Annotated in this window: 18 protein-coding genes and 1 pseudogene; 14 read left to right on the top strand and 5 right to left on the bottom strand. The window is 47.5% G+C overall.

What is annotated here, in order from left to right; genetic code table 11:
* Positions 1–15: 15 nt before the first annotated feature.
* From DWW52_RS01380 to DWW52_RS01315, 14 genes and pseudogenes are all read left to right on the top strand, one after another.
* Positions 16–366 carry an NADH-quinone oxidoreductase subunit A gene (locus tag DWW52_RS01380; RefSeq protein ID WP_118713681.1) on the top strand — a complete coding sequence of 117 codons (351 nt, stop codon included), beginning with the start codon at positions 16–18 and terminating at the stop codon, positions 364–366.
* On the top strand, positions 357–926 hold the full coding sequence (locus DWW52_RS01375; RefSeq protein ID WP_118713680.1) for an NADH-quinone oxidoreductase subunit B: 570 nt from the start codon (positions 357–359) through the stop codon (positions 924–926). The genes DWW52_RS01380 and DWW52_RS01375 overlap by 10 nt, the downstream gene beginning before the upstream one ends.
* A 197-nt stretch (positions 927–1,123) precedes the next feature.
* Positions 1,124–2,692, top strand: a complete 1,569-nt coding sequence (locus DWW52_RS01370; protein WP_233556697.1) for an NADH-quinone oxidoreductase subunit C — start codon at positions 1,124–1,126, stop codon at positions 2,690–2,692.
* Between the two features lie 139 nt (positions 2,693–2,831).
* A complete protein-coding gene (gene nuoH / locus DWW52_RS01365; protein ID WP_118713678.1) occupies positions 2,832–3,908 on the top strand; it encodes an NADH-quinone oxidoreductase subunit NuoH in 1,077 nt (358 codons plus the stop codon).
* Positions 3,909–3,918: 10 nt separating this feature from the next.
* Positions 3,919–4,419 (top strand): NADH-quinone oxidoreductase subunit I, encoded by a 501-nt coding sequence (locus tag DWW52_RS01360; RefSeq protein ID WP_118713677.1) that lies wholly within the window; start codon positions 3,919–3,921, stop codon positions 4,417–4,419.
* Positions 4,420–4,549: 130 nt separating this feature from the next.
* Complete coding sequence (locus tag DWW52_RS01355; protein WP_118713676.1) at positions 4,550–5,062, top strand: NADH-quinone oxidoreductase subunit J; 513 nt, start codon at positions 4,550–4,552, stop codon at positions 5,060–5,062.
* A 147-nt stretch (positions 5,063–5,209) separates the two neighbouring features.
* Positions 5,210–5,509: an NADH-quinone oxidoreductase subunit NuoK gene (gene nuoK, locus DWW52_RS01350; RefSeq protein ID WP_118714275.1), complete on the top strand. Its 300-nt coding sequence runs from the start codon at positions 5,210–5,212 to the stop codon at positions 5,507–5,509.
* Positions 5,510–5,625: 116 nt separating this feature from the next.
* Entirely contained in the window at positions 5,626–7,530 is a 1,905-nt protein-coding gene (gene nuoL, locus DWW52_RS01345) for an NADH-quinone oxidoreductase subunit L (protein WP_118713675.1), read from the top strand.
* A 139-nt stretch (positions 7,531–7,669) separates the two neighbouring features.
* The gene (locus DWW52_RS01340) at positions 7,670–9,160 is read left to right on the top strand and encodes a NuoM family protein (protein ID WP_118713674.1); all 1,491 of its coding nucleotides are present in this window, start codon (positions 7,670–7,672) and stop codon (positions 9,158–9,160) included.
* Between the two features lie 220 nt (positions 9,161–9,380).
* Positions 9,381–10,802: an NADH-quinone oxidoreductase subunit N gene (locus DWW52_RS01335; RefSeq protein WP_118713673.1), complete on the top strand. Its 1,422-nt coding sequence runs from the start codon at positions 9,381–9,383 to the stop codon at positions 10,800–10,802.
* Positions 10,803–11,604: 802 nt separating this feature from the next.
* Positions 11,605–12,372, top strand: a complete 768-nt coding sequence (locus tag DWW52_RS01330; protein WP_118713672.1) for a polysaccharide biosynthesis/export family protein — start codon at positions 11,605–11,607, stop codon at positions 12,370–12,372.
* Between the two features lie 50 nt (positions 12,373–12,422).
* Complete coding sequence (locus tag DWW52_RS01325; protein WP_118713671.1) at positions 12,423–14,753, top strand: tyrosine-protein kinase family protein; 2,331 nt, start codon at positions 12,423–12,425, stop codon at positions 14,751–14,753.
* Positions 14,753–15,436 (top strand): tyrosine-protein phosphatase, encoded by a 684-nt coding sequence (locus DWW52_RS01320; protein ID WP_118713670.1) that lies wholly within the window; start codon positions 14,753–14,755, stop codon positions 15,434–15,436. The genes DWW52_RS01325 and DWW52_RS01320 overlap by 1 nt, the downstream gene beginning before the upstream one ends.
* Positions 15,437–15,607: 171 nt before the next feature.
* Positions 15,608–16,018 (top strand): annotated as a pseudogene (locus tag DWW52_RS01315) (AAA family ATPase); the annotation flags it as partial.
* 126 nt (positions 16,019–16,144) lie between these two features.
* On the opposite strand, the gene DWW52_RS01310 reads toward DWW52_RS01315, so the two are convergent.
* The 5 genes from DWW52_RS01310 to DWW52_RS01290 all read right to left on the bottom strand — a co-directional run bounded on the left by DWW52_RS01310 (position 16,145) and on the right by DWW52_RS01290 (position 22,803).
* Positions 16,145–18,325, bottom strand: coding sequence for a patatin-like phospholipase family protein (locus DWW52_RS01310; protein ID WP_118713669.1), 2,181 nt, complete (start codon positions 18,323–18,325; stop codon positions 16,145–16,147).
* Positions 18,326–18,329: 4 nt separating this feature from the next.
* Positions 18,330–19,718 carry a S9 family peptidase gene (locus tag DWW52_RS01305; protein ID WP_118713668.1) on the bottom strand — a complete coding sequence of 463 codons (1,389 nt, stop codon included), beginning with the start codon at positions 19,716–19,718 and terminating at the stop codon, positions 18,330–18,332.
* 11 nt (positions 19,719–19,729) lie between these two features.
* The gene (locus DWW52_RS01300; RefSeq protein WP_118714274.1) at positions 19,730–21,106 is read right to left on the bottom strand and encodes a S9 family peptidase; all 1,377 of its coding nucleotides are present in this window, start codon (positions 21,104–21,106) and stop codon (positions 19,730–19,732) included.
* A 259-nt stretch (positions 21,107–21,365) separates the two neighbouring features.
* Positions 21,366–22,031 (bottom strand): hypothetical protein, encoded by a 666-nt coding sequence (locus tag DWW52_RS01295; protein WP_233556638.1) that lies wholly within the window; start codon positions 22,029–22,031, stop codon positions 21,366–21,368.
* Positions 22,006–22,803, bottom strand: coding sequence for a metallophosphoesterase (locus DWW52_RS01290; protein WP_118713667.1), 798 nt, complete (start codon positions 22,801–22,803; stop codon positions 22,006–22,008). The genes DWW52_RS01295 and DWW52_RS01290 overlap by 26 nt, the downstream gene beginning before the upstream one ends.
* Positions 22,804–22,993 lie beyond the last annotated feature (190 nt).

Genomic DNA, 22,993 nt, shown 5'->3' with positions numbered 1-22,993 from the left:
CTAACTTTTAATATTATGAATCTTACTTTATTCGTGGTTGTTTTGATTACAGCCATTTTGCTGGTGGTTATTGCCATGAGTATCGCCCGGGCTATTTCCCCCCGTACCTTTAATAAACAAAAGGGGGAAGCCTACGAATGCGGCGTGCCAACTCGCGGTACATCATGGATGCAGTTCAAGGTAGGATACTACCTGTTCGCAATTCTGTTTTTAATGTTTGACGTGGAGACCGTGTTTCTCTACCCCTGGGCGGTAACCGTTCAGGATGCGGGAATTGACGGTCTGATCAACGTGTTGTTTTTTATGCTGATCCTTATTCTCGGATTGGCTTACGCATGGAAGAAAGGAGCGCTGGAATGGAAGTAAAAATCAAATCCATGAAATATGAAGAGTTCAACGATAACGAGTATCTTGAACAACTTCGGGCATCCGGCACCAACGTCATCGTGGGGTGCCTTGATGATGTTATCAACTGGGGACGCTCGAATTCCCTTTGGCCGCTTACCTTCGCTACAAGTTGCTGTGGTATCGAATTCATGGCAGTGGGTGCGGCACGTTACGATTTCTCCCGCTTCGGGTTTGAAGTGACGCGAGCCAGTCCCCGACAGGCCGATTTCATCATGGTAGCCGGAACGATCGTACATAAAATGGCTCCCGTACTAAAACGTCTGTACGACCAGATGGCCGAGCCCAAGTACGTGATTGCCGTGGGCGGGTGCGCCGTGTCGGGTGGCCCGTTCAGGAACTCCTACCACGTGGTGCAAGGTGTCGACTCGATCATTCCCGTTGACGTTTACATCCCCGGATGTCCCCCGCGACCGGAAGCCCTGCTGTACGGGATGATCCAACTGCAACGCAAGGTGAAGGTGGAACGATTCCTTGGGGGAAAGAACCACAAAGAAAAGGAAGATGAAAAGAGTTTATAAAGTTCATAAGGTTTATAAAAAGTTCATGGACCCTTACGGGCGCTTTGTTGACAGCAGCTTATGCTGCTGAATCACAGAATCAGCAATCTCCCAATCTCTGAATTCTTCAATCTAAAATTTAAAATATAAAATTAATAAAGGTGTTAATAGATAAAATAAAAAATATAATCCCCGAGGCCGAGTTCGATGAAAGCGGTATTCTTACCGTCACGGTAGAACCAGCGCAATACCGCCCGCTAGCCCTCCGGCTGAAGGCGGATAAGGAACTGGCTTTCGATTTCCTGATCTGCATGACGGGAATGGACTGGGGAGACTCGTTGGGCGTGATCAGCCTGCTGCAATCCACGACTCACGAGCATAAATTGTTTTTGAAGACCTTCACTACCAACCGGGAAAACCCGGAGTTACCGACAGTATCCGATATCTGGGCAACGGCAAACCTGAACGAGCGGGAAGTGTATGACTTCCTCGGCATCCGGTTTATCAACCACCCCGACATGCGACGCTTGTTCTTGCGTAACGACTGGGTTGGTTACCCGTTGCGCAAAGACTATGATGCCAACCCGGATATCAACCCGGTACGCCTGTATAGCGAGGAAACGCTGGACGCCACCCCAACTTTCGAGGCTACCGAGCACGGCGGGGAAGTCAGCGAGAGAGAGAACATCCTTTTCGAAGAAGATGAATACGTGGTAAACATCGGGCCGCAACATCCCGCCACGCATGGAGTACTTCGTTTCCGGGTATCGCTGGAAGGCGAAATCGTGAAGAAAGTGGACGTGAATTGTGGGTACATTCACCGCGGGATCGAGAAACTGTGCGAAAGTCTTACCTACCCGCAAACGCTGGCTTTGACCGATCGTCTGGATTACCTCGCCGCCCACCAGAACCGTCATGCCTTGTGCATGTGTATCGAGGAAGCGATGGGATTGGAAATTCCCGACCGGGTGAAATACATCCGCACGATCATGGACGAGTTAAACCGTCTCTCCTCCCACCTGTTATTCTGGTCGTGTCTCTGCATGGACATGGGTGCACTGACCGCCTTCTTCTACGGGTTCCGCGACCGCGAAAAGGTGCTGGATATCATGGAAGAAACCACGGGCGGCCGCCTCATACAGAACTACAACGTGATCGGTGGCGTGATGGCAGACATTCACCCGAATCTGATCAACCGGATCAAGGAATTTATCAAATACCTCCCCCCGATGATCAAGGAGTACCACGACGTGTTCACGGGTAACGTCATCGCCCAACAACGTCTGAAAGGCGTGGGTATCCTCCGCAAAGAAGACGCCATCGCCTACGGAGCATCCGGCCCCACGGGACGCGCTTGCGGGTGGTCATGTGACGTGCGAAAACACTCACCTTACGGGGTTTACGACAAGGTGGACTTCAAGGAAATCCTCTACCCGGAAGGAGACTCGTTCGCCCGCTACATGGTGCGTATGGAAGAGATTCTGGAATCATTACATATACTGGAACAACTCGTGGACAATATCCCCGCCGGGGACTACGCCGTGAAAACCAAACCGCTGATCAAACTGCCGGAAGGTCACTATTTCAAGAGCGTGGAAGCCAGCCGGGGAGAGTTCGGTGTATACCTCGAAAGCCGGGGCGATAAATATCCCTACCGGGTAAAATTCCGTTCCCCGTGTCTGCCACTGGTATCCATCGTTGACCTGATCACCAAAGGTGGTAAAATTGCCGACCTGATCGCCATCGGGGGTACGCTGGACTACGTTGTACCGGATATTGACAGATAAACAAAATTGGAAAATGAACGGATTCTGTGATTGCCGATTTAATGATTCAGTGATTATTATAAACGTTGCCTTGTGCGGATGAAATTACCTAATCATAAATCACTAAATCACGGAATTAATTAAAATCTAAAATTGAAACATGTTTGATTTCTCAACAATAACACAATGGGTAGATGAACTCCTGAGGAGTTTTCTCCCTCAATCTGCTGCCACGCTGGTTGAGTTTATCCTTATCGGGCTTTGCCTGTTGCTGGGATACGCCGTGATCGCGCTCGTGCTGATCTACGTGGAGCGTAAAGTGTGTGCCTTTTTTCAATGTCGTATCGGACCGAACCGGGTGGGACCTTACGGGACCATACAGAGTGTCGCCGATATGATCAAGATGTTGACCAAGGAGATCATCGACATCAATCACGTCGATCGCTTCCTGTTCAACCTCGCCCCCTTCGTTGTAATCATAGCCTCCGTGCTGGCGTTCAGTTGTATCCCTTTCGCCAAGGGATTGCACGTGATCGACTTCAACGTGGGTATCTTCTTCCTGATCGCCGTGTCGTCCATCGGCATCGTGGGAATCCTGCTCGCCGGGTGGGCCAGTAACAACAAATACTCGCTGATCGGGGCCATGCGAAGCGGAGCCCAGATGATCAGTTACGAGTTGTCGATCGGGTTGTCGATCCTTACCGTGGTCGTGTTTACCGGAAGCATGCAACTCTCCACGATCGTGGAAGGTCAAGCCGACGGCTGGCTGCTGTTCAAGGGACACCTACCGGCGTGTATCGCGTTCATCGTTTACATCATTGCCGGAACGGCCGAAACGAACCGGGGACCGTTCGACCTGCCTGAAGCCGACTCGGAATTGACCGCAGGGTATCACACGGAGTATTCCGGTATGCACTTCGGTTTCTTCTACCTGGCCGAGTACCTGAACATGTTCGTGGTGGCATCCGTGGCAAGCACCTTATTTCTTGGCGGCTGGATGCCGTTACATATCCCCGGCTGGGAAAGTTTCAACCAGATCATGGATTACATACCTTCTATCTTCTGGTTTTTCGGGAAAACGGCCGTGGTTATATTCATTATCATGTGGTTTAAATGGACCTTCCCGCGGTTGCGTATCGACCAGTTACTCCGTTTGGAATGGAGATACCTGTTACCGATCAACCTGATCAATCTTTTCCTGATGGTGATCATTGTCGTATTTAAACTACATTTTTAAAGGCGAAACTATGAAAAGTATTATAAAATATTTCACCTCGTTTTTCAAAGGACTTTTCTCGTTGCTGACGGGAATGAAAGTCACGCTTCGGGAGTTCTTCACCAAGAAGACAACCGAACAATACCCGGAGAACCGGGCCACACTGAAGATATTCGACCGTTTCCGGGGCGAACTGGTCATGCCGCACGACGAAAATGGCCAGCACAAGTGTATCGCCTGCGGGATCTGCGAAATGAATTGCCCGAACGGGACGATCAAAATCACGTCCGAGTTCGTGACCGACGAGGCCGGGAAAAAGAAAAAAGTGTTAGTTAAATACCGCTACGATCTGGGAAGTTGTATGTTTTGCCAGCTTTGCGTGAAAATGTGCCCGCAGGGCGCGATAGAATTCCGCCCCACGTTCGAACATGCAGTCTACACCCGCAGTAAACTGGTGAAGTACCTGCACGATAAACCAATTGAAAATGGAGAACTGAAAATTGAGAATGAAAAAAGTTATACGATTCAGTGATTGCCGATTCTATGATTCGGTGATGATGAAAAGAGCGAGAGAATTGTGCGAGGAAATCATTTAATCCGAAATCGGAAATCACGGAATCAATAAGATCCAAAATTTAAAATCTAAAATCATAAATTATTATATGAGTACAGCAGAATTACAAGAAACGGTCTTTTTCATCCTGGCAGCGGTTATCGTTGGCTGTTCGATCCTGACCGTGACGACCAAGCGGATCTTGAGATCGGCGACCTACCTGCTTTTCGTGCTTTTTGCCACCGCCGGAATTTATTTCCAGTTGGAATATTCATTCCTCGGGGCTGTGCAGTTAACCATTTATGCCGGAGGTATCATCATTCTGTACGTGTTCTCGATATTACTCACCACGCCCGACAAGACGAAAGTGAGCAAATTGAAGAACAGCAAGATGTTTGCCGGGTTAATCACGGCTCTCGCGGGTGCCGCAATATGTATCTACATCACGTTAATGCACTCGTTCGGTCCTTCCCGCTTCGTGGGTGGAGAGATCAACCAGAAAGTGATCGGAACAGCCTTGATGGGCACGGAAAAATACCAGTACCTGCTTCCCTTCGAGGCGATCAGTGTCCTGTTGTTGACCTGTATCATCGGTGGAATCATGATAGCACGAAAGAGATGAAAAGAGTTTATAAAGTCAATAAAGTTTATAAAGTCAATGAACCCCTGCGGGGCGCTTTGTTTACGGCAGTTTGCACTACTGAATCTCCGGAGCCAGGGAATCTAAAATCTAAAATGTAAAATCTAAAATAAGAATATGGAACTACACATGGAATATTACTTGGTGATCAGCACGATCATGCTTTTCGCGGGAATCTACGGTTTCATTACCCGGAGGAACCTGCTCGCCGTGCTGATCTCTATCGAGTTGATCCTGAACTCGGTGGACATCAACTTTGCCGTGTTCAACCGTTATCTCTTTCCCGAACAGATGGAAGGCTTTTTCTTCACCCTGTTCGCTATCGGGGTTTCCGCTTGCGAGACGGCCGTTGCCATAGCCATTATCATTAATATATACCGGAATATCCGCAATATACAAGTGCAGAACTTGAACGAGATGAAGCACTAGAATGGAAAATGGAGAATTGAAAATTAAAAATGAAAAAGATAAACAGATTTAGAATGAAAAAGCGAGACTGGAGCGAGGAAATCTAAAATCTAAAATGTAAAATCTAAAATTAAAAGATGGAATATACAATTTTAATATTAATACTACCGCTTCTGACGTTCCTGGCGTTGGGTCTTCTGGGCACGAGATTAAAGCCCGGAGTGGCCGGATGTATCGGGAGTTTGTCGCTGGCGATATGCGCCCTGCTGGCCTACATGACCGCGTGGGAATATTTCTCGATGCCCCGGGTAGAAGGCGTACGCGTCCCGGTCATCCCGTTTAATTTCGAATGGCTGCGATTCACCCAATACCTGCATATAGACTTGGGTATCCTGCTGGACCCTATCTCGGTCATGATGCTGGTCGTGATCACTACCGTGTCGTTAATGGTACACGTTTATAGTTTAGGATACATGCACGGAGAAAGAGGATTCCAGCGTTATTACGCTTTCCTCTCGCTTTTTAGCTTCTCGATGCTGGGATTGGTGGTTGCCACGAATATCTTCCAGATGTATATCTTCTGGGAATTGGTGGGAGTTTCTTCCTACCTGCTGATCGGCTTTTACTACACCAAACCGGAAGCCGTTGCCGCTTCCAAGAAAGCGTTTATCGTCACCCGGTTCGCCGATCTCGGTTTCCTGATCGGTATCCTGTTGCTCTCGTTCTACACGAAAACATTCTCTTTCGAACTATTGACGTCGGGTGACACGTCGCTCTTCGCCGGGGCCGCCGGAACCACCTTTATGGGATGTTCCGTGATGAGCTGGGCCATGGCGTTAATCTTCATGGGAGGTGCCGGGAAATCGGCCATGTTTCCATTACATATCTGGCTACCGGATGCAATGGAAGGTCCCACCCCCGTGTCAGCATTAATTCATGCCGCAACGATGGTGGTTGCCGGGGTATACCTGGTGGCACGTCTGTTCCCCGTGTACTACTTCGAGGCACCCGAGGTACTCGTGCTGATTGCTGTCGTGGGTGCCGTCACGTCACTCTATGCGGCCATCGTAGCCTGCGTGCAGACAGACATTAAACGGGTGCTCGCCTTCTCCACGATCTCGCAGATCGGTTTCATGATGGTCGCACTCGGGGTTTCCGGCATGGAAGGACACGAGGGATTAGGATACATGGCTTCCATGTTCCACCTGTTCACGCACGCCATGTTCAAAGCCTTGTTATTCCTTGGCGCGGGAGCCATCATCCACGCTGTTCACAGTAACGAAATGAGTCACATGGGCGGGCTTCGCAAATACCTTCCCGTGACACATATCACGTTCCTCGTGGCCTGTCTCGCAATTTCGGGTATTCCCCCGTTCTCCGGGTTCTTCAGTAAGGACGAAATCCTCGCTGCCACGTTCATGTTCAGTCCGGTACTTGGTGTCGTGATGAGCTTCATCGCTGCCCTGACCGCGTTCTACATGTTCCGCTTGTACTACAACATCTTCTGGGGAAAGGAAAGCGAACACGAACACACGCCGCACGAAGCCCCGAAGGCGATGACGCTCCCCTTGATATTTCTTGCCGTGGTGACACTTTTCGCCGGGTTTATACCTTTCGGGAAATTCGTCAGCAGCAACGGGATGGAATACATCATCCACCTAGATTGGTCGGTTGCAATTACCAGCATCATCGTGGCCGTGGTCTCTATCGCTATCGCCACGTGGTTCTACAAGAATACAAACCCGATCCCCGATCGTTTGGCTAGCACGTTCAGCGGACTGCATCGTGCCGCCTATAAACGGTTCTACATGGACGAATTATACCTCTTCATCACGAAACGCATCATCTTTAACTATATCTCCCGTCCTATCGCCTGGTTTGACCGCCACGTGATCGACGGAGCCATGAACGGACTGGCAGCCATGTCACAATGGGCCTCCTACTCCATTCGCGGTTTACAGTCGGGTCAAATACAACAGTATGCCTACGTGATCCTGTTAGGTTCGTTATTAATACTGGTATTGGTTTTATTGACAATGTAAAATTTAAAATGTAGAATGAAACAATTCCGAGATTGCCGATTCAATGATTAAGTGATTGTTAAAAATATTAGCCTTGTGCGGATGAAATCACCTAATCGAAAATCATCAAATCACAGAATTAATAAAATCATAAATAAATATGAACTTTTTATCACTATTTGTTCTGATACCGATTCTCACGATGTGCGGACTATTCTTCTCGAAGAACCTGCAACAGATTCGTGTAGCGGTAGCCACGGGAGCTTCCCTGTTGCTGGCTCTCGCCGTGGGATTGGTATTCGCGTATTTGGGAGAACGAGGGGCAGGCAACACCGCCGAGATGTTGTTTACCGCGGATACGGTTTGGTACGCCCCGTTAAATATACACTATTCCGTGGGAGTTGACGGGATTTCGGTGGCCATGTTGCTACTTTCCGCCGTTATCGTCTTCACGGGAACTTTCGCTTCCTGGAAAATGGACTTCCTGCAAAAGGAATACTTCCTGTGGTTTAACCTGCTGGCAATCGGGGTTTTCGGGTTCTTTATCTCCGTGGACTTGTTCACGATGTTCATGTTCTACGAGGTGGCACTTATTCCCATGTACCTGTTGATCGGTATCTGGGGAAGCGGCAAGAAAGAATATGCCGCCATGAAATTGACCTTGATGTTGATGGGTGGTTCGGCCCTGCTGCTCGTGGGAATCCTGGGGATATACTTCCATTCCTCCGGCACGGGAGCTTTCACGATGAACTTGCAGGAGATTGCGCAAGCCCACGCCATGCCGATAAGCCTGCAATACTGGTTCTTCCCGCTAGTATTCGTCGGTTTCGGGGTGCTTGGGGCATTATTCCCGTTCCACACGTGGTCACCCGACGGTCACGCTTCCGCACCTACTGCCGTCTCCATGCTCCACGCCGGGGTATTGATGAAACTGGGAGGATACGGTTGCTTCCGGGTTGCCATTTACTTGATGCCCGAAGCCGCTAAAGAGCTTTCGTGGATATTCATCATCCTCACGGGTATCAGCGTCGTTTACGGGGCTTATTCGGCTATCGTACAAACCGACTTGAAATACATCAACGCGTACTCCTCCGTGAGTCACTGCGGACTCGTACTGTTTGCCATCCTGATGCTCAACCAGACGGCCATGACGGGAGCCGTGATGCAAATGCTTTCACACGGTTTGATGACTGCATTATTCTTCGCCCTTATCGGTATGATCTACGGCCGCACCCACACACGGGATATCCGGGAAATGGGCGGGTTGATGAAAATCATGCCTTACCTTGGAGTTTGTTACGTTATTGCCGGTCTCGCTTCCCTCGGTCTGCCGGGATTAAGCGGGTTCGTGGCCGAAATGACCGTGTTTGTCGGAGCGTTCCAGGAAACGGACACTTTCCACCGAGTATTCACGATCATCGCCTGTACCTCGATCGTCATCACGGCTGTATACATCCTGCGGGTTGTCGGAAAATTGCTTTACGGGAAAGTTGTCAACGAACACCACCTGGCTCTCTCCGACGCCAACTGGTACGAACGTTTTTCAACGACCGTACTGATTCTCGCTATCGCCGGGATCGGTCTGGCCCCATTATGGCTTTCCGACATGATCCGGGCATCACTTGACACGGTTATTGCCGCACTAAAATAATGTAAAATGAAAAAAGAGTCCATAAAAGAGTCCATAAGGTCCATAAAGTCTATAAAGTCCATAAGGTCACTAGTGTCCTTCGGACGGTGTTTATCGGCAGCTCAAGCTGCCGTAGACAAGGCGCCCCGCAGGGGTCCACAGACTTTATGGACTTTACAGACTTTATGGACCTTATGGACTCCTATATTTCAATCTAAAATCATAAATCTAAAATAAAAACATGGGTTACGCTAATTTTTTATTAATGAAAGAGGAGATTTCACTGGTAGCAGTGATCGTAATACTCTTAATTTACGATATATTCGGCACCCCGAAAAGCCTGAAATATTTCCAGCCCATCGCCTGTATTCTCATGGGGATTCACACGCTAGTGCATCTCTACCCGGCAGCAGAAGTGTCGGCATTCGGGGGAATGTATCACAGTACACCGATGGGCAGTCTCATGAAAACGATCCTAAATATCGGCACGTTGCTCGTGTTCATGCAGGCCTCCAACTGGCTCGCCAATGAACGCACGCTCATCCGCCGGGGAGAGTTTTACATGATCACCCTGGCTACCCTGCTGGGGATGTACTTCATGATCTCGGCCGGAAACTTCCTGATGTTCTTCATCGGGTTGGAAACGGCTTCAATCCCGATGGCGACACTCGCCGCTTTCGACAAGTACAAACAGAAATCGGCCGAGGCCGGGGCTAAATACATCCTTTCGGCGGTGTTCGCCTCCGGTCTGTCACTATACGGGATCTCGTTGATTTACGGAACTACGGGTACGCTTTACTTCGAAGACATCCCGGCAGGCATAACCGGAAGCCCGATCCAGTTGATGGCATTCGTGTTTTTCTTCGTGGGCCTCGGGTTCAAGCTGTCGCTCGTTCCTTTCCACCAGTGGACGCCGGACGTGTACGAGGGAGCGCCGACCAGCGTTACTGCCTACCTGTCGGTGATCTCCAAAGGATCCGCCGCCTTCGTGCTGATGGCTATCCTGTACAAGGTCTTCACACCGCTCGTGAATGAATGGCAGGCAATTCTCTACTGGGTAATTATCGCTTCCATCACGCTCGCCAACCTTTTCGCGCTACGTCAACAAAACCTGAAGCGTTTCTTCGCCTACTCGTCAATCTCGCAAGCGGGATATATCATGTTGGGCGTGATCAGCGGAACGGCAATGGGTATGACCGGATTGGTTTACTACGTGCTGGTATACATGCTCTCCAACTTAGCCGCATTCGGGGTAATCGCTATCGTGGAACATCGCTCCGGCAAGATCACGATCGACGATTATAACGGGCTTTACACCACGAATCCCCGGTTGAGCTTCGTGATGATGATCGCCTTGTTCTCGCTGGCAGGTATTCCCCCGTTCGCCGGGTTCTTCAGCAAATTCTTCATATTTGCCGCAGCCGCACAACAGGGGTTCTACGTGCTGGTTTTCATCGCCTTGTTAAATACCATTCTCTCTCTCTACTATTATCTGAGAGTGATAAAAGCCATGTTTATCAACAAAAGCGAGGAACCGATTGCCAAGTTCAGTTCGGACAATTACACGCGTATCAGTCTCGTTGCATGCAGCGCCGGAATCCTTCTATTGGGAATTCTCAGCACCGTGTACGAGAACATCGGAACGTTCAGTTTCGGGTTATAATATCATATCATTATAAAGAGAAACCGGACCAAAAGATAACTTTGGTCCGGTTTCTCTTTATATATATGTAGACACGATATTCCTTTTTGGGTAACAATTCACGGGCAAACAAGATGTTAGCCGTCTTTTAATTAAGAATTAATATTCTTAATTTATGTTTCTTTTTAACATTTATTCACACTAGTATTCAAGGACTTCTGATAGCGTGAAACACCTGTATTTCAAGGTACTTACGCCGGTGTTACCCCGGTATGTTATCTACAAGTTGCCGATAAGTTACCGATAAGTTGCCGACCCACATCGGCAACTTACCGTCGAGGTAGCCTCGACTTATCATCAATATACCAGCGAGACACCAAGGAGCCCCCTATCAGAATCCCATGTTTTTGTTAATCAACACTTATTTACAACTTACACTCGACTGTCAAATTGATTGTTAAGTAATATCATTACAATATTTTCCCTCAAAACAATCCATTATTAGAATATAGATACAAACCGAACAAAATAAAACCACTTTTATACAAGAGTAAAATGATCCGGTTTATTGTCATTTTAAATAACTGTATTTCAACACAAATTGCGACACACGACAAAAAAGCAAGAAGTAGCAACAATCGAACGATTAATGGTTGACAAAATTATTCAAATTTGCATTAAATGCAAAATAATACAGAAATTATTTTCTCTTTATGACACAAGTCATTACAGTAAAATAATCCAAATATAACCTCACTCCACAACAAATATTATTAATCGTTGGTTTATTGATCGGTTTATTACATATAAAAAAGAGCTGTGTATGTCTATTTACAAATTTTTCGTGATTACAATATACGGAATCTCCTGCCTTGCTTGTGCTTCGAGCAAGGACGTGGTTTATTTACAAGATATCAAGGTTAACGAACGAATCAAGACCGAGTGCGAGTACAAGACCGTGATTCACGCCGACGACCTGTTATCAATCATTGTCTCTTGTGACGATATTGAAGCGGCCTTGCCTTTCAACACGCCGATGATCGGACTGGGAAAAGAGGTCTCCTCCGGGAATCAACAGAGCGTGCAAGGATACTTGGTCGACAAGAAAGGGTGTATCGACTTTCCCGTGCTGGGAAAGTTACAGGTAGACGGGATTTCCCGCAACGAACTGGCGGAGGTTCTAAAAGAGAAACTATCCGGGTATTTGAAGAATCCGATCGTGACCATACAATTCCTGAATTTTAAAGTCACCGTATTGGGGGAAGTGAAAAGTCCCGGCAGTTATAAAGTGAATAGCGAGCGAGTCTCTATCCTCGACGCTCTCGGCATGGCAGGCGACTTGCAGATCAACGCCAAGCGGAAAAACGTGCTGGTAATGCGGGAAGAAGGTGACGCGAAGGTCTTCACCCGCGTAGACCTGACATCGAGCGAGCTGGTGCATTCCCCTTTCTTCTACCTGCAACAGAATGACGTGATTTACGTCGAACCGAACAAGGGACGTATCGCGGGTGGAAACGCCAGTACCCTTTTACCATACATATTATCCAGCGTATCAACTTTTGTCGCCGTGTTAGCTTTAATTCTAAGATAATGGCCGGAGAGCTGGTTGCACCTATTTACAAATCTATGAAATAACCTATTATGAACGAGAATGCTAACAGAGAAATGTTACCTGAACAAGAGGACGTGATTGATTTAAGAAAGTTATTTTACAAGATTTTAGCTCACTGGGGTTGGTTCATTATTTCAGTGCCGCTGTGTTTAGCGGCGGCACTACTCTTTTGCCTCATCAAAACCCCGGTCTACGACATCCACTCCAAAGTGATGATCAGCGACACGAAAAAGGGGGAATTAGGCACGAGTATCATGGTGAAAGAACTGGGATTATCCCCGGCAGGCGACGTGTACGTGGAGAACGAAATGGTAGAGTTGCAATCGAAGAACCTGATGCGGGAGGTCGTGCAAGACCTGGAATTGAATATTCGTTACACGCGAGAAGGTATTTTACGGGATATCGAACTTTACAAAGACTCGCCCGTGAAGATCCTGATCGATCACCCGGAATATATCAAAGATACTTGCTTATATGTCATCTTGCAGGAAAATAACGAGATAACCCTGACCGACCCGGACGGACAAGTCATCCGGGAAGGACATTTTTCCGAGAGAATCCCGATCGGAGATTATTATATATCGGTAGAGAAAAACGAGGCGTACACGGGGAAAGAGTTAACCAAAATCAGGGTCAACCTGGATTCGCACGAGAAGGCAACGAAGAGTTTTTACAAGAGACTGACTATAACTCCCTTGGAAAAGAACACGAACGCTATCCGCATCTCGTTAAACGACCCGATTCCCTCGCGGGGAATCGAGCTAGTACATGCCTTGGTTGATCGTTACAATAAAAACGGGATAGCCGACAAACAAGTCGTGTCGGCCAAAACCGTCGAATTTATCAACACCCGGCTGAAAGTGATTAACAACGAACTGGGAACGATCGAGAACGACGCCGAACGTTTCAAACGCTCGAACAAGTTGACGGATATAACCTCGGACGCGGCTTTCGCCATGGAACGAAAGAAAATGGCCAACGCCGAACTGCTGAAAGTCCAAACCGAACTGGACGTGGTAAGAAGTATCCGGTTATTGACAGAGAAGAACGACGAGGGGGAATTCTCTCTCCTACCCGAAAACATGGGTTTGACGGATGACGGGCTGAATAACGCCCTCACCCGCTACAACGAGATGATATTGAGACGAGAAAAACTGTTACTGAGTGCGCGGGAGAACAACCCGATCGTGACGGGAATGGACATGCAGTTGAGAAACCTGAAAAGCAGTATCCGGGAGTCGATCGAGAACGTGGAAAACGGGCTGATCATAAAAATCAATAGCCTGCAACGGGAAAGCCTTTCCGTGGACGAGCGATTAACCTCCGTCCCCACGCAAGAGAAACAATACCGGGCTATCGCACGAGAACAAGAATTAAAAGAAAACTTGTTCCTTTTCCTGATGCAAAAACGGGAAGAAGCCGAGATTGCCAAACTGGTTTACGTCCCCACGGCCAAAATCATCGAAGACCCGGATGCCGGGGAAGGACCGGTGTCACCCAAGAAATCGTTAATTCTATTATTCGGTTGCATGTTGGGCGTGTTTATTCCCGTGGGGATCATCCTGGGCAGGGATATGCTCGACACGAAAGTAAGAAACGTGGAAGACCTGGAGCGAGTCGTTCGCCTTCCCCTGTTGGGAACATTCCCGGAAATAGAGAAGGGAAAAGTGAAGATCGAGGAAGAAGATTTCCTGCAATCGGAATCCATGCACTTGATCCGGGAGAAGCTGAATTACATACTCAAGCAACAGAAAAGCCCCGTGATCATGGTAACCTCTACCATACCGGGAGAGGGAAAATCCCTGGTGGCCACACACCTCGCTAACGCATACTCGAAAGCCGGTAACAAAGTGTTGTTAATCGGTTGCGACCTGCGCAACCCAAGCTTGCATAACTTCCTGGAAAATAAGTCACACGAAGGTTTGTCTGCATACCTGGCAGGCCTGGTTGATGATCCTGATAAATTGATCTACCGGGCCAGCGACGAGTTAGACGTGTTGTTCGGGGGGGCTATCCCACCCAACCCGGTGCAACTGATCGCCAGTCCCCGCCTAAAAGAATTACTGGATCACTTAAAAAACAAATATACTTGTATCATCCTCGACACACCCCCTCTCGGTGTGCTGGCCGAAGGGTTCACGCTCAGCAAACTGGCAGATGCCTGCGTGTACGTGGTCCGGGCAAACGTGCTGAGGAAAGATGCCTTGAAGTTCTTGATAGAACTGGAAAAAGAAAAGCAGTTGCCGGACTTGGGTATCGTGCTTAACGGGGTAAAATTGGAAACCGGGAAATACGGTTACGGTTATGGTTATGGATACGGTTATGGATACGGGAACAAGGATAATAAAAAATCACGCTAATGTTGTTTTTCCACAAGCATAAAAGATACTCTTTTGTTTACGAACATGACATGCACTCTCACGTGTTACCGTCCCTCGATGACGGGGTGAAAACACTGGACGAGGCGGTGATGATCGTGAAACGCTTGGAAACATTCGGGTTACAACGTCTGACGTGTACCCCTCACGTGGCTTATCCCTCCATGATGAACACCCGGAATGATATTGAAAGCATGCTGGTCGTGCTAAAATCACGGTTGCTCGAAGAAAAGATCAATATCCCCGTAGACGCCGCGGCGGAATACCGCATGGGTGAATTCATGCTTGACTTGTTGGAACGGGACGAGATCATGGCCTCCTGCAAAAATGAAGTTTTGTTGGAACACAGCTTTGTGGCCCCCTCTGTCCACGCGGACCAGATTATATTCAACTTGCAAACTAAAGGTTTTTGTCCCGTTCTGGCTCACCCGGAACGTTACCCGTTCTACGCGAAAGATATCACCGGATATTGCCACCGTTTCAAAGAAAAGGGAGGTAAGATTCAAGTGAATATTCTCTCGTTCGCTGGTTTTTACGGGAAAGAAGCCTTGAAAGGAGCCCGCAAATTGTATAACAGTGGTCTGGTAGACTATTACGCGGGAGATATTCACAACCTGCAGCAAGAGATATTGTTAGAGAAAGTTATAGGAGGAGCGTTTTTTTAATTGCTTTGCAGCTCGTATGCTGTACAAGACACCTTTTTTGAATGTTTTCACGCTCCTCCTCTTTTAATTTTAGATTTAGTGATTTCAAACACACAACAGGGTAAACGCGTGAAACGCACAGACTTTGTATCAAAAAAATACTATCTTTGTATTAATCGACTTTTACAACTCATGGAAACGGTGATAACTAGAAAACTCCCAATAGGAATACAAACTTTTGAAGATATTCGTAAAGGTAATTACCTGTATGTCGATAAAACCGCATTAGCATGGCAAATCGCCAACACGGGAAAACCTTATTTTCTGAGTCGTCCCCGATGTTTCGGGAAAAGCTTGTTACTATCAACTTTCGAGTCATATTTCACGGGGATAATCCGACGGGCCTACGAGCAAACAGGTCGTGGAGTCGTGGTACTCGTGGACGAGTATGACAAGCCCTTGTTACAGGCGATCAACAACCCGGAGTTATTGGAAAATTACCAACAGACATTAAAGGCATTCTACGGGGTACTGAAAAGTAGCGACAGGCACCTACGTTTCGTGTTCCTCACGAGTGTCACCAAGTTCTCGCAAGTAAGCGTGCGAGAAAGGTTATTTGATCCCTTACATCGCCGATGGTTGGGAAATTGTTAAAGTCGGAGTGGAATTCAATGCTGAAAAGAGAAACATTGGAAGCTGGAAAACGATATTCACCAACGCGTAACAAGATCAAAAATAGAATCCGAGATTAAAATAACAACCCAACTTCTCCGTCCAGTCAGAGAAACTGAACATCAAGTCGATCGGGCCGAGCATAGTATCGCGGGAATAGCCGACACCCCCACCCCATATACCTTTGCGACCGAAAATGTCAAAAAAGTTATCGTCCTGAAAGGCGTAATTCCCGACCACGGAGAGATAGTGTTTTCGCCCCATACGTTGGCGGAATTCCAGTTTCCCGACGATCACGGAGTTCTCGAATACCTCCACGTGATTGATGCCCAGAAAAGGCATTTGCTGGGAATTATAGCGTTCGAATTCGGTTCCCCCGAGATTATTCATGTATGAATACGCCGGACTATTCCCAATCAGGACCCGCCCATAGGCAGCAGGCAACAACTTTAAACGATCGGATAACGAGATAACAGGCCGGAAATTAAATGATAAAGCTGAAAAAGGAGCCCCGCCGTCGTACGTTCCCAAGTTATCCGTGTAGAGCGAATAACCCACCCGTAGGAACATCCCTCGGGAAGGATAAAACCGACGATCATACGTATCGAACAGCGCGAACCCGTAATAACTGAAAAAGCCCTCGGGACGAACGGTCATCACCTCATCTTCATTGGAGAAAAGCAGGGAATTATAATCAAAATACTCGTAACGTAATCCCACCTGAAACTTGAAGTTCCGCAAATACAAGCTGGATAACCCCAACTCGCCCGCGTGATAACGGTAAGTCACGTTATTCATCTTCTTGCCTTTCCGATAATAATCCACGTCATTGTAGCGGAACATATACGCCAGGTTAAACCCGCGCAGGAAAGTATTTTCTAGGGTATACTCCAATCTCACGTAAGGATTCTTACTCAATCGTCCGGTCAGCGATAATTGAGAACCCCGCAAAGCCCGGTAATTCAAGGTCGTATTCAACAGAATGGCCGCCATATCTTCCGAATCGAAGCGGAACCCGATATTAATTGCACTCATGGGATTGGATTTCAGGTTCAATTCCAAATCGTAAGGAGCGTTCCCCAACAAACGGTAGTTAACCGCCGAAAAGGCTTTCGTACCGTACAAGGTTGCGATCTCCCGATGTATGTCATTCAATGTGATCACGCTATTTTCCTGCATCCGCATTTTCCGACGTACCCACCCTTCTTCCTTGGACGACAATCCCCGGATGATAATATTCCGGATAACGATCTCACCAGGGTCCCCCGTAATCGTATTTCTGACATGATCTTCAGGTGATATCCCGATCTTCTCTTTTAACTGGACGATCTCGGACCACTGGTGTAAAGCGGCCACCTTTCCCCTAGAGAGCAAAGAATCTATAGCCCGGTTACTAAAACTAGCAGCCGAGTATCCTTTCATATCCGGCCGGATAACCAGATCCGCCAGTTTCTGGTTATCCTCGTGTTTGTTCATACACAGCAAATTGATAATCTGCGGGATGACCCCGGAAACAGATTCCAGTTTATCTTCCGTCATCAGATCCGCCTGCACATCAACCCCGATCACGATCTCCGCCCCGAGAGCCCGGGCCACGTCTGTCGGGAAATTATTCATGATTCCCCCATCGACCAATACCTGATTTCCCTTTTTAACCGGGGTAAAAACACCGGGAATAGCCATACTCGCCCGCATGGCTTGTACCAGATACCCGTCTTTCAGAACAATCTCTTTCCGTTGAAACATATCTGCCGCCACGCAAGCAAAGGGAATGGGCAATTTCATAAAATCCAAGGAATCATGATACCCGATCGTGAGGTCGGTAAACAAGTTATACACGTTCTGCCCGCTGACAAACCCTACCGGACGACGCTTTCCCCGGTCAAAAGGCACGGAAAACAGGTACTTGGCATCTTGATCTTTTTCCCCGAACGACAAATCATAACGATTCACTTTATCACTCAGAAGAAACATCCAATCCTGATTACGCACCAGACTATCCAGTTGATCGGCCGTGTAACCGATAGCATACAAGCCCCCCACGATCGACCCCATACTGGTACCCACAATCACATCAACCGGGATACCCGCTTTCTCCAACACCTGCAACACGCCAATATGCACCACCCCTTTTGCCCCTCCTCCACTCAACACCAACCCGACCTTCTTTCGTTGCGCCTCGACCTCCGGCAGCAGCAATAGCAACAGCAATCCGATTGTCAATAGGCGTTTTTTCATATCTTTACTTTTTATTCATCTTCATCACTTCGCGAATCCAATCGCCGACTTCCGCCAGTACAACAGGAGACATCGTCTGCTCGATCATGCTATATTCTGCGGGTTGTCCTGTTAGACATTCTTGGAACAGATGGTTCAATCCCGGCAACACTTTCACTATTGCCTGTTTGCTTTGCGAGTTTTCTAATATCTTTTGCATTGCTACAGCATTTATGTCAGCGGGAACCTGTAAATCCTTTTCACCGTATAACGCTAATACCGGGCACGTTATATTTCGCAATATGATAGCCGGATCATGCCTTACGATAGATAAAAACTCAGGAACATATATACGCTTAATCTGTCTTTCCACATACTTTTCCTCTGTTCCCCCGATTAACGCGAGCTTTGGATTCGAACGATAAAAACGAGCCAGGCGTTTACTCACCCACTTTTTCTCGGCTTCCGGGTCTGTAGTTTCTGCCAAATGTCTCAACAAAAGGCGGTTTTCCTCCTCGCCTCTCTTCACACTCTCACTATCTGCTCCCGACGCTTTCAATATCAATGCAATTTGCATCGGAATCAACTCATCCCCCCGGATTCCCGGTCCCGCCAGTAACACCACGAAAGAGATTCCCTCTATTCGATTTATCACAAGCGAAGCTATAGATCCTCCCGACCCATGACCGATCAATCCGATCTGCTTAAAACCGAGCTCTTGCAAATAAGCAACAGCAGCTTCCGTATCACTGGCAAAATCATCAAGATCAGACTCCATATAATTTCCCGTCGACATGCCCGTCCCTCGATCATCCACACGCAACACACCAATACCTTCTCGTGTCAAGTGATCGGCCAGCACGGCAAAAGGTTTATGCCCTTCAATCTCTCCATCCCGGTTTCGTGGCCCGTTTTCGTTAATCAACACGACTACGGGAAAATCCGATCCCTCTCCCGGCAGCGTTAATGTTCCTGCTAGCGTGACCGCACTCCTCGTATTATCGAATCGTACTTCTTCAACCCGGTAAGGGAAAGGCTCGCGAGGCTCCTGAGGACGTGATGAACTTTCAGTTCGACTCAATATCATCGGTAACACAAGATCCCCCTCCTTGTATGTTCCCACAAATTCCCCTTTCTCGTTCAAATTTCCCTCGTAAACCAAGGTTAACATCTTCAATTCAAGCGTCAATTTTCCTGCTTCCAACGTGACTCGATTCATGTGTATACCGAATATTTTCTGATCCGGCATATCCATCAAACAACGATAAGCGGTAGAATCACCTTCAATATGAAATACGTATCGCAGAACAATGCCTTTGGCTTCCAATTTTCCAAACCATTTCCCCGTAATATCCTGTGCCATCACATTCCCGAATAGCATAAACAATACACTAATAAACAAACACCTTTTCATCTTTTTATCTTTTAGTTCTTACCTTTTAGCTTCCCTATCCATTCCCCGATCTCCTTCAATGCTACCGGAGAAAAAGTCTCCGTAATCGTACCGTACAAAGTTGGCGAACCGGATTTGCACGTCTGGAACAGATGATTCAATCCCGGCAACTCTTTCACGGTCACCTGCCGGTTTCCCCCGGCCTCCAAAGCCTTCTTGATTATCTCCAGATTCTCAGGAAGCACTTGTAAATCATTACTTCCATTCAAAGCCAATACCGGACATTTCACACTCTCCAGTGTCGGAACAGGATCATAGGTCACGAAGAAATACATCCACGGGGATAAGACTTGTCGTCTCCACAACTCGGCACCTTGCTCGTTTTTCATATTCGCGGGTAAACGTCCGATCCGGGTCAAGCTATCCATATAGTTTTTTAAAACGCCCTCGGCCTTATCCTCCGAACCGCTTTGCACCACGATATCAAAACATTTTTTATTCACTATTTTAGAATAATTCAACACACTATCAGCCATCCCAAGCGCTCGACTAATCGCCTCTTGTTGCCCTAACAATATTTTATCCCCCCGTAACCCGGGACCTGCCAGAAGGACTATAAAATCGACACCTTCCGTCCGGGTGGCAACCAAAGGAGCGATCATTCCTCCTTCGCTATGCCCGATAAGTCCAACCTGACGTACTTTCCGTTTTTTCAAGAATATTACCGCAGACTCTATGTCATCCGCAAAATCCATCGTTGTCGCTTTTCCAAAATCCCCGGTAGATAACCCCACTCCCCGATCATCCAACCGCAATACCCCTATTCCCTGCCGGGTAAGATAATCGGCTATCACGAGAAACGGTTTGTGTCCCTCTATCTCCTCGTCCCGATTTTGCGGACCGCTACCGGTGATCAGAATCACGACGGGATAATCCCCTTCCCGCTCCGGTAAAGTCAACGTCCCCGCCAACTTCACACCCGCTTTCACGTTCTCGACCGTCACCTCTTCCGTGTGATACGGGTAAGGAGGTTTCGGCTCCTGCGGACGTAAAGAATTCTCTTCCGTACGAATCAACTCCAACGGTAATGTCATACCGCTTTGCATGAAGGTTCCCTTAATCGTATCGTTTCCCTGCCAAGTTCCCGTGTAGGTCATCCCCATCCCAGGAGCCACTATCGTCAACACGCTATTCGAGTATTCCGTCTTCCCGGTAGGAATTCCCTTGGCTCCCTGATCCGGACTATCCATCGTTGTCACGTACGCATCACCGGATCGAGCAATATGAAATATAACCCTCAACTGTATCCCTTGAATGTTCAATTTTCCGCCCCAATGTCCCGTGATATCCTGTGCTTTCAATGCCACAGAAAACGAGAGAAACGCCATTACGATCAAAATCTTGTTCATGCCTGTTATTCTTTGCTTTGAATCACAAATATAGAAAAAGGATACCACAATAATCACAAACCGGACAATTAAAACAACCTGTAACTTGCCGAAGGCAGAAGAGTCCATAAGGTCAATGGACCTTGCGAGGCGCTTTGTTTACGGCAGCTTGTGCTGCCGATAACTTGTAACTTACCGAAGGCAAATGTAACTTGTAACTCGCCGCAGGCGATCCAAAGCAAATGTAACCTGCAACCTGTAACTTGTAGTGGCAACGCCACTACAAAATATGCAACTTCACGCCGAACGAAAGACTTAGAATATCCCACGCCTTGATATACTTGTTCGTGGCTTTACTGATCAGGTACAAATCGCACGTACTCAACTCGTAAAACGCCGTGATCCGTCGGAACGGGGAATGTGGTCCCAAATCAAATGCCACGCGCTGCCCGGTAAAGACATGAAACCGTATCCGGGTGGAAAATTTATAATAATTATTCGGGTATTTTTCCGGTTCTTTCACCCAGAATTCATCCGAAAGCACCGTGTTCATGTACAAACCCGTTACCAACGGTTCCAACCACCACTTTCCGCCAAGACTTACTTCCCAGGGAGCATAGTTCTGCTTCAAGGTGAACGTCACTTTCGCCTTGTTGGAAGAGAATTTTGGAATCAACCCGAACATGATTTCCGTTTCCCATTGCTTCTTCCGCCCGTAATCCCAACCGACTCCCAAAGAAAGCAAACCCATTGACCCGGCGTATTGCACGTTCTGGTATTTAGGAATCAAATTATTCCACCGGGATTGATATTCCTGTAGCTTACGCTGGTGTCGCTCCGCCCGTCTCTGTTCCCGATCATCGTCCGTTCCTCCCATCACGTTCGTCACCATCCCCATGAACATAGTTATTATCCCGATCCTAATAATAGACCACTTCATACTCATATCCTCCCGGTGTTAAAGTAAATAACAGGTAATTTTTATCTTTCATCGCGGCACAACCGATATACGGGATACCGTCGTCAAACAACTCCTCGTGAAGCAATGAATGACTGTGAGCGTGCAAGCAGAATTCCACTCCCGGGAACTCTCTCAACAAGGCATGAAAACCCCTAGCCACATTATTATTAAACTCGACATTAAAAGGCTGCACGTGCATCACTGGAACCGTACGCGGGCATCCTACCGTGTCCTGTAACTCATTATACATGAACGTGAAATCCGGAACGGGGTGTGAATAATCAAACTCCAGGGCATTCGTGTTCATACATACAAATTTAGTCTTCCCGGCCCGAAAAGAAAAATTCTCATCACCAAACACGTCATTGAAAACATCCATCCCGTTGCCCAGAATATCGTGATTTCCCAACAACGCCACGTAAGGAAAACGAAGTTTTCCCATGATATCCCGCACCCACATGAACTCCTTGGTCAAACCAAAATCGGATATATCCCCGCCATGAATCACGAAATCAATGTCATCCCGCTTGTTAACGGCCTTCACGAAATCTTCCGTCTCGTCATACCAACGCTGGCTATCTCCCATAAGCACGAACCGCAGGGTATCTTTCCCCTCGCAAGCTTCTTCTATACGAGCAATATTTTTGGCATTTATTCCTAACTCTCCATGCAATCGGACATCGTACGGGTGATACTCGATCAGATCACACCCGCCTAAAAGCAAAATCATACCATATAAAACAATCTTTTTTCTCATAGCTGCATCAATTTCCCCCAAGAATGCAAAAAGCAGACCAAATTTTGTTTAGAATCGTTACAAAATGTCACGCATCCCATTTTTTCAAAATGGAAAAAACGACCATGCCAAAATGAAATGGTTCCATTTCGTGCTATATTGGGACTCTCGCACGCAACACACTAGCAACATGTCAGATAAATATATTATT

It is taken from the genome of Odoribacter sp. AF15-53, assembly GCF_003479425.1.
Lineage (GTDB): Bacteria > Bacteroidota > Bacteroidia > Bacteroidales > Marinifilaceae > Butyricimonas.
This window is presented reverse-complemented; position numbering and strand designations above follow the sequence as displayed.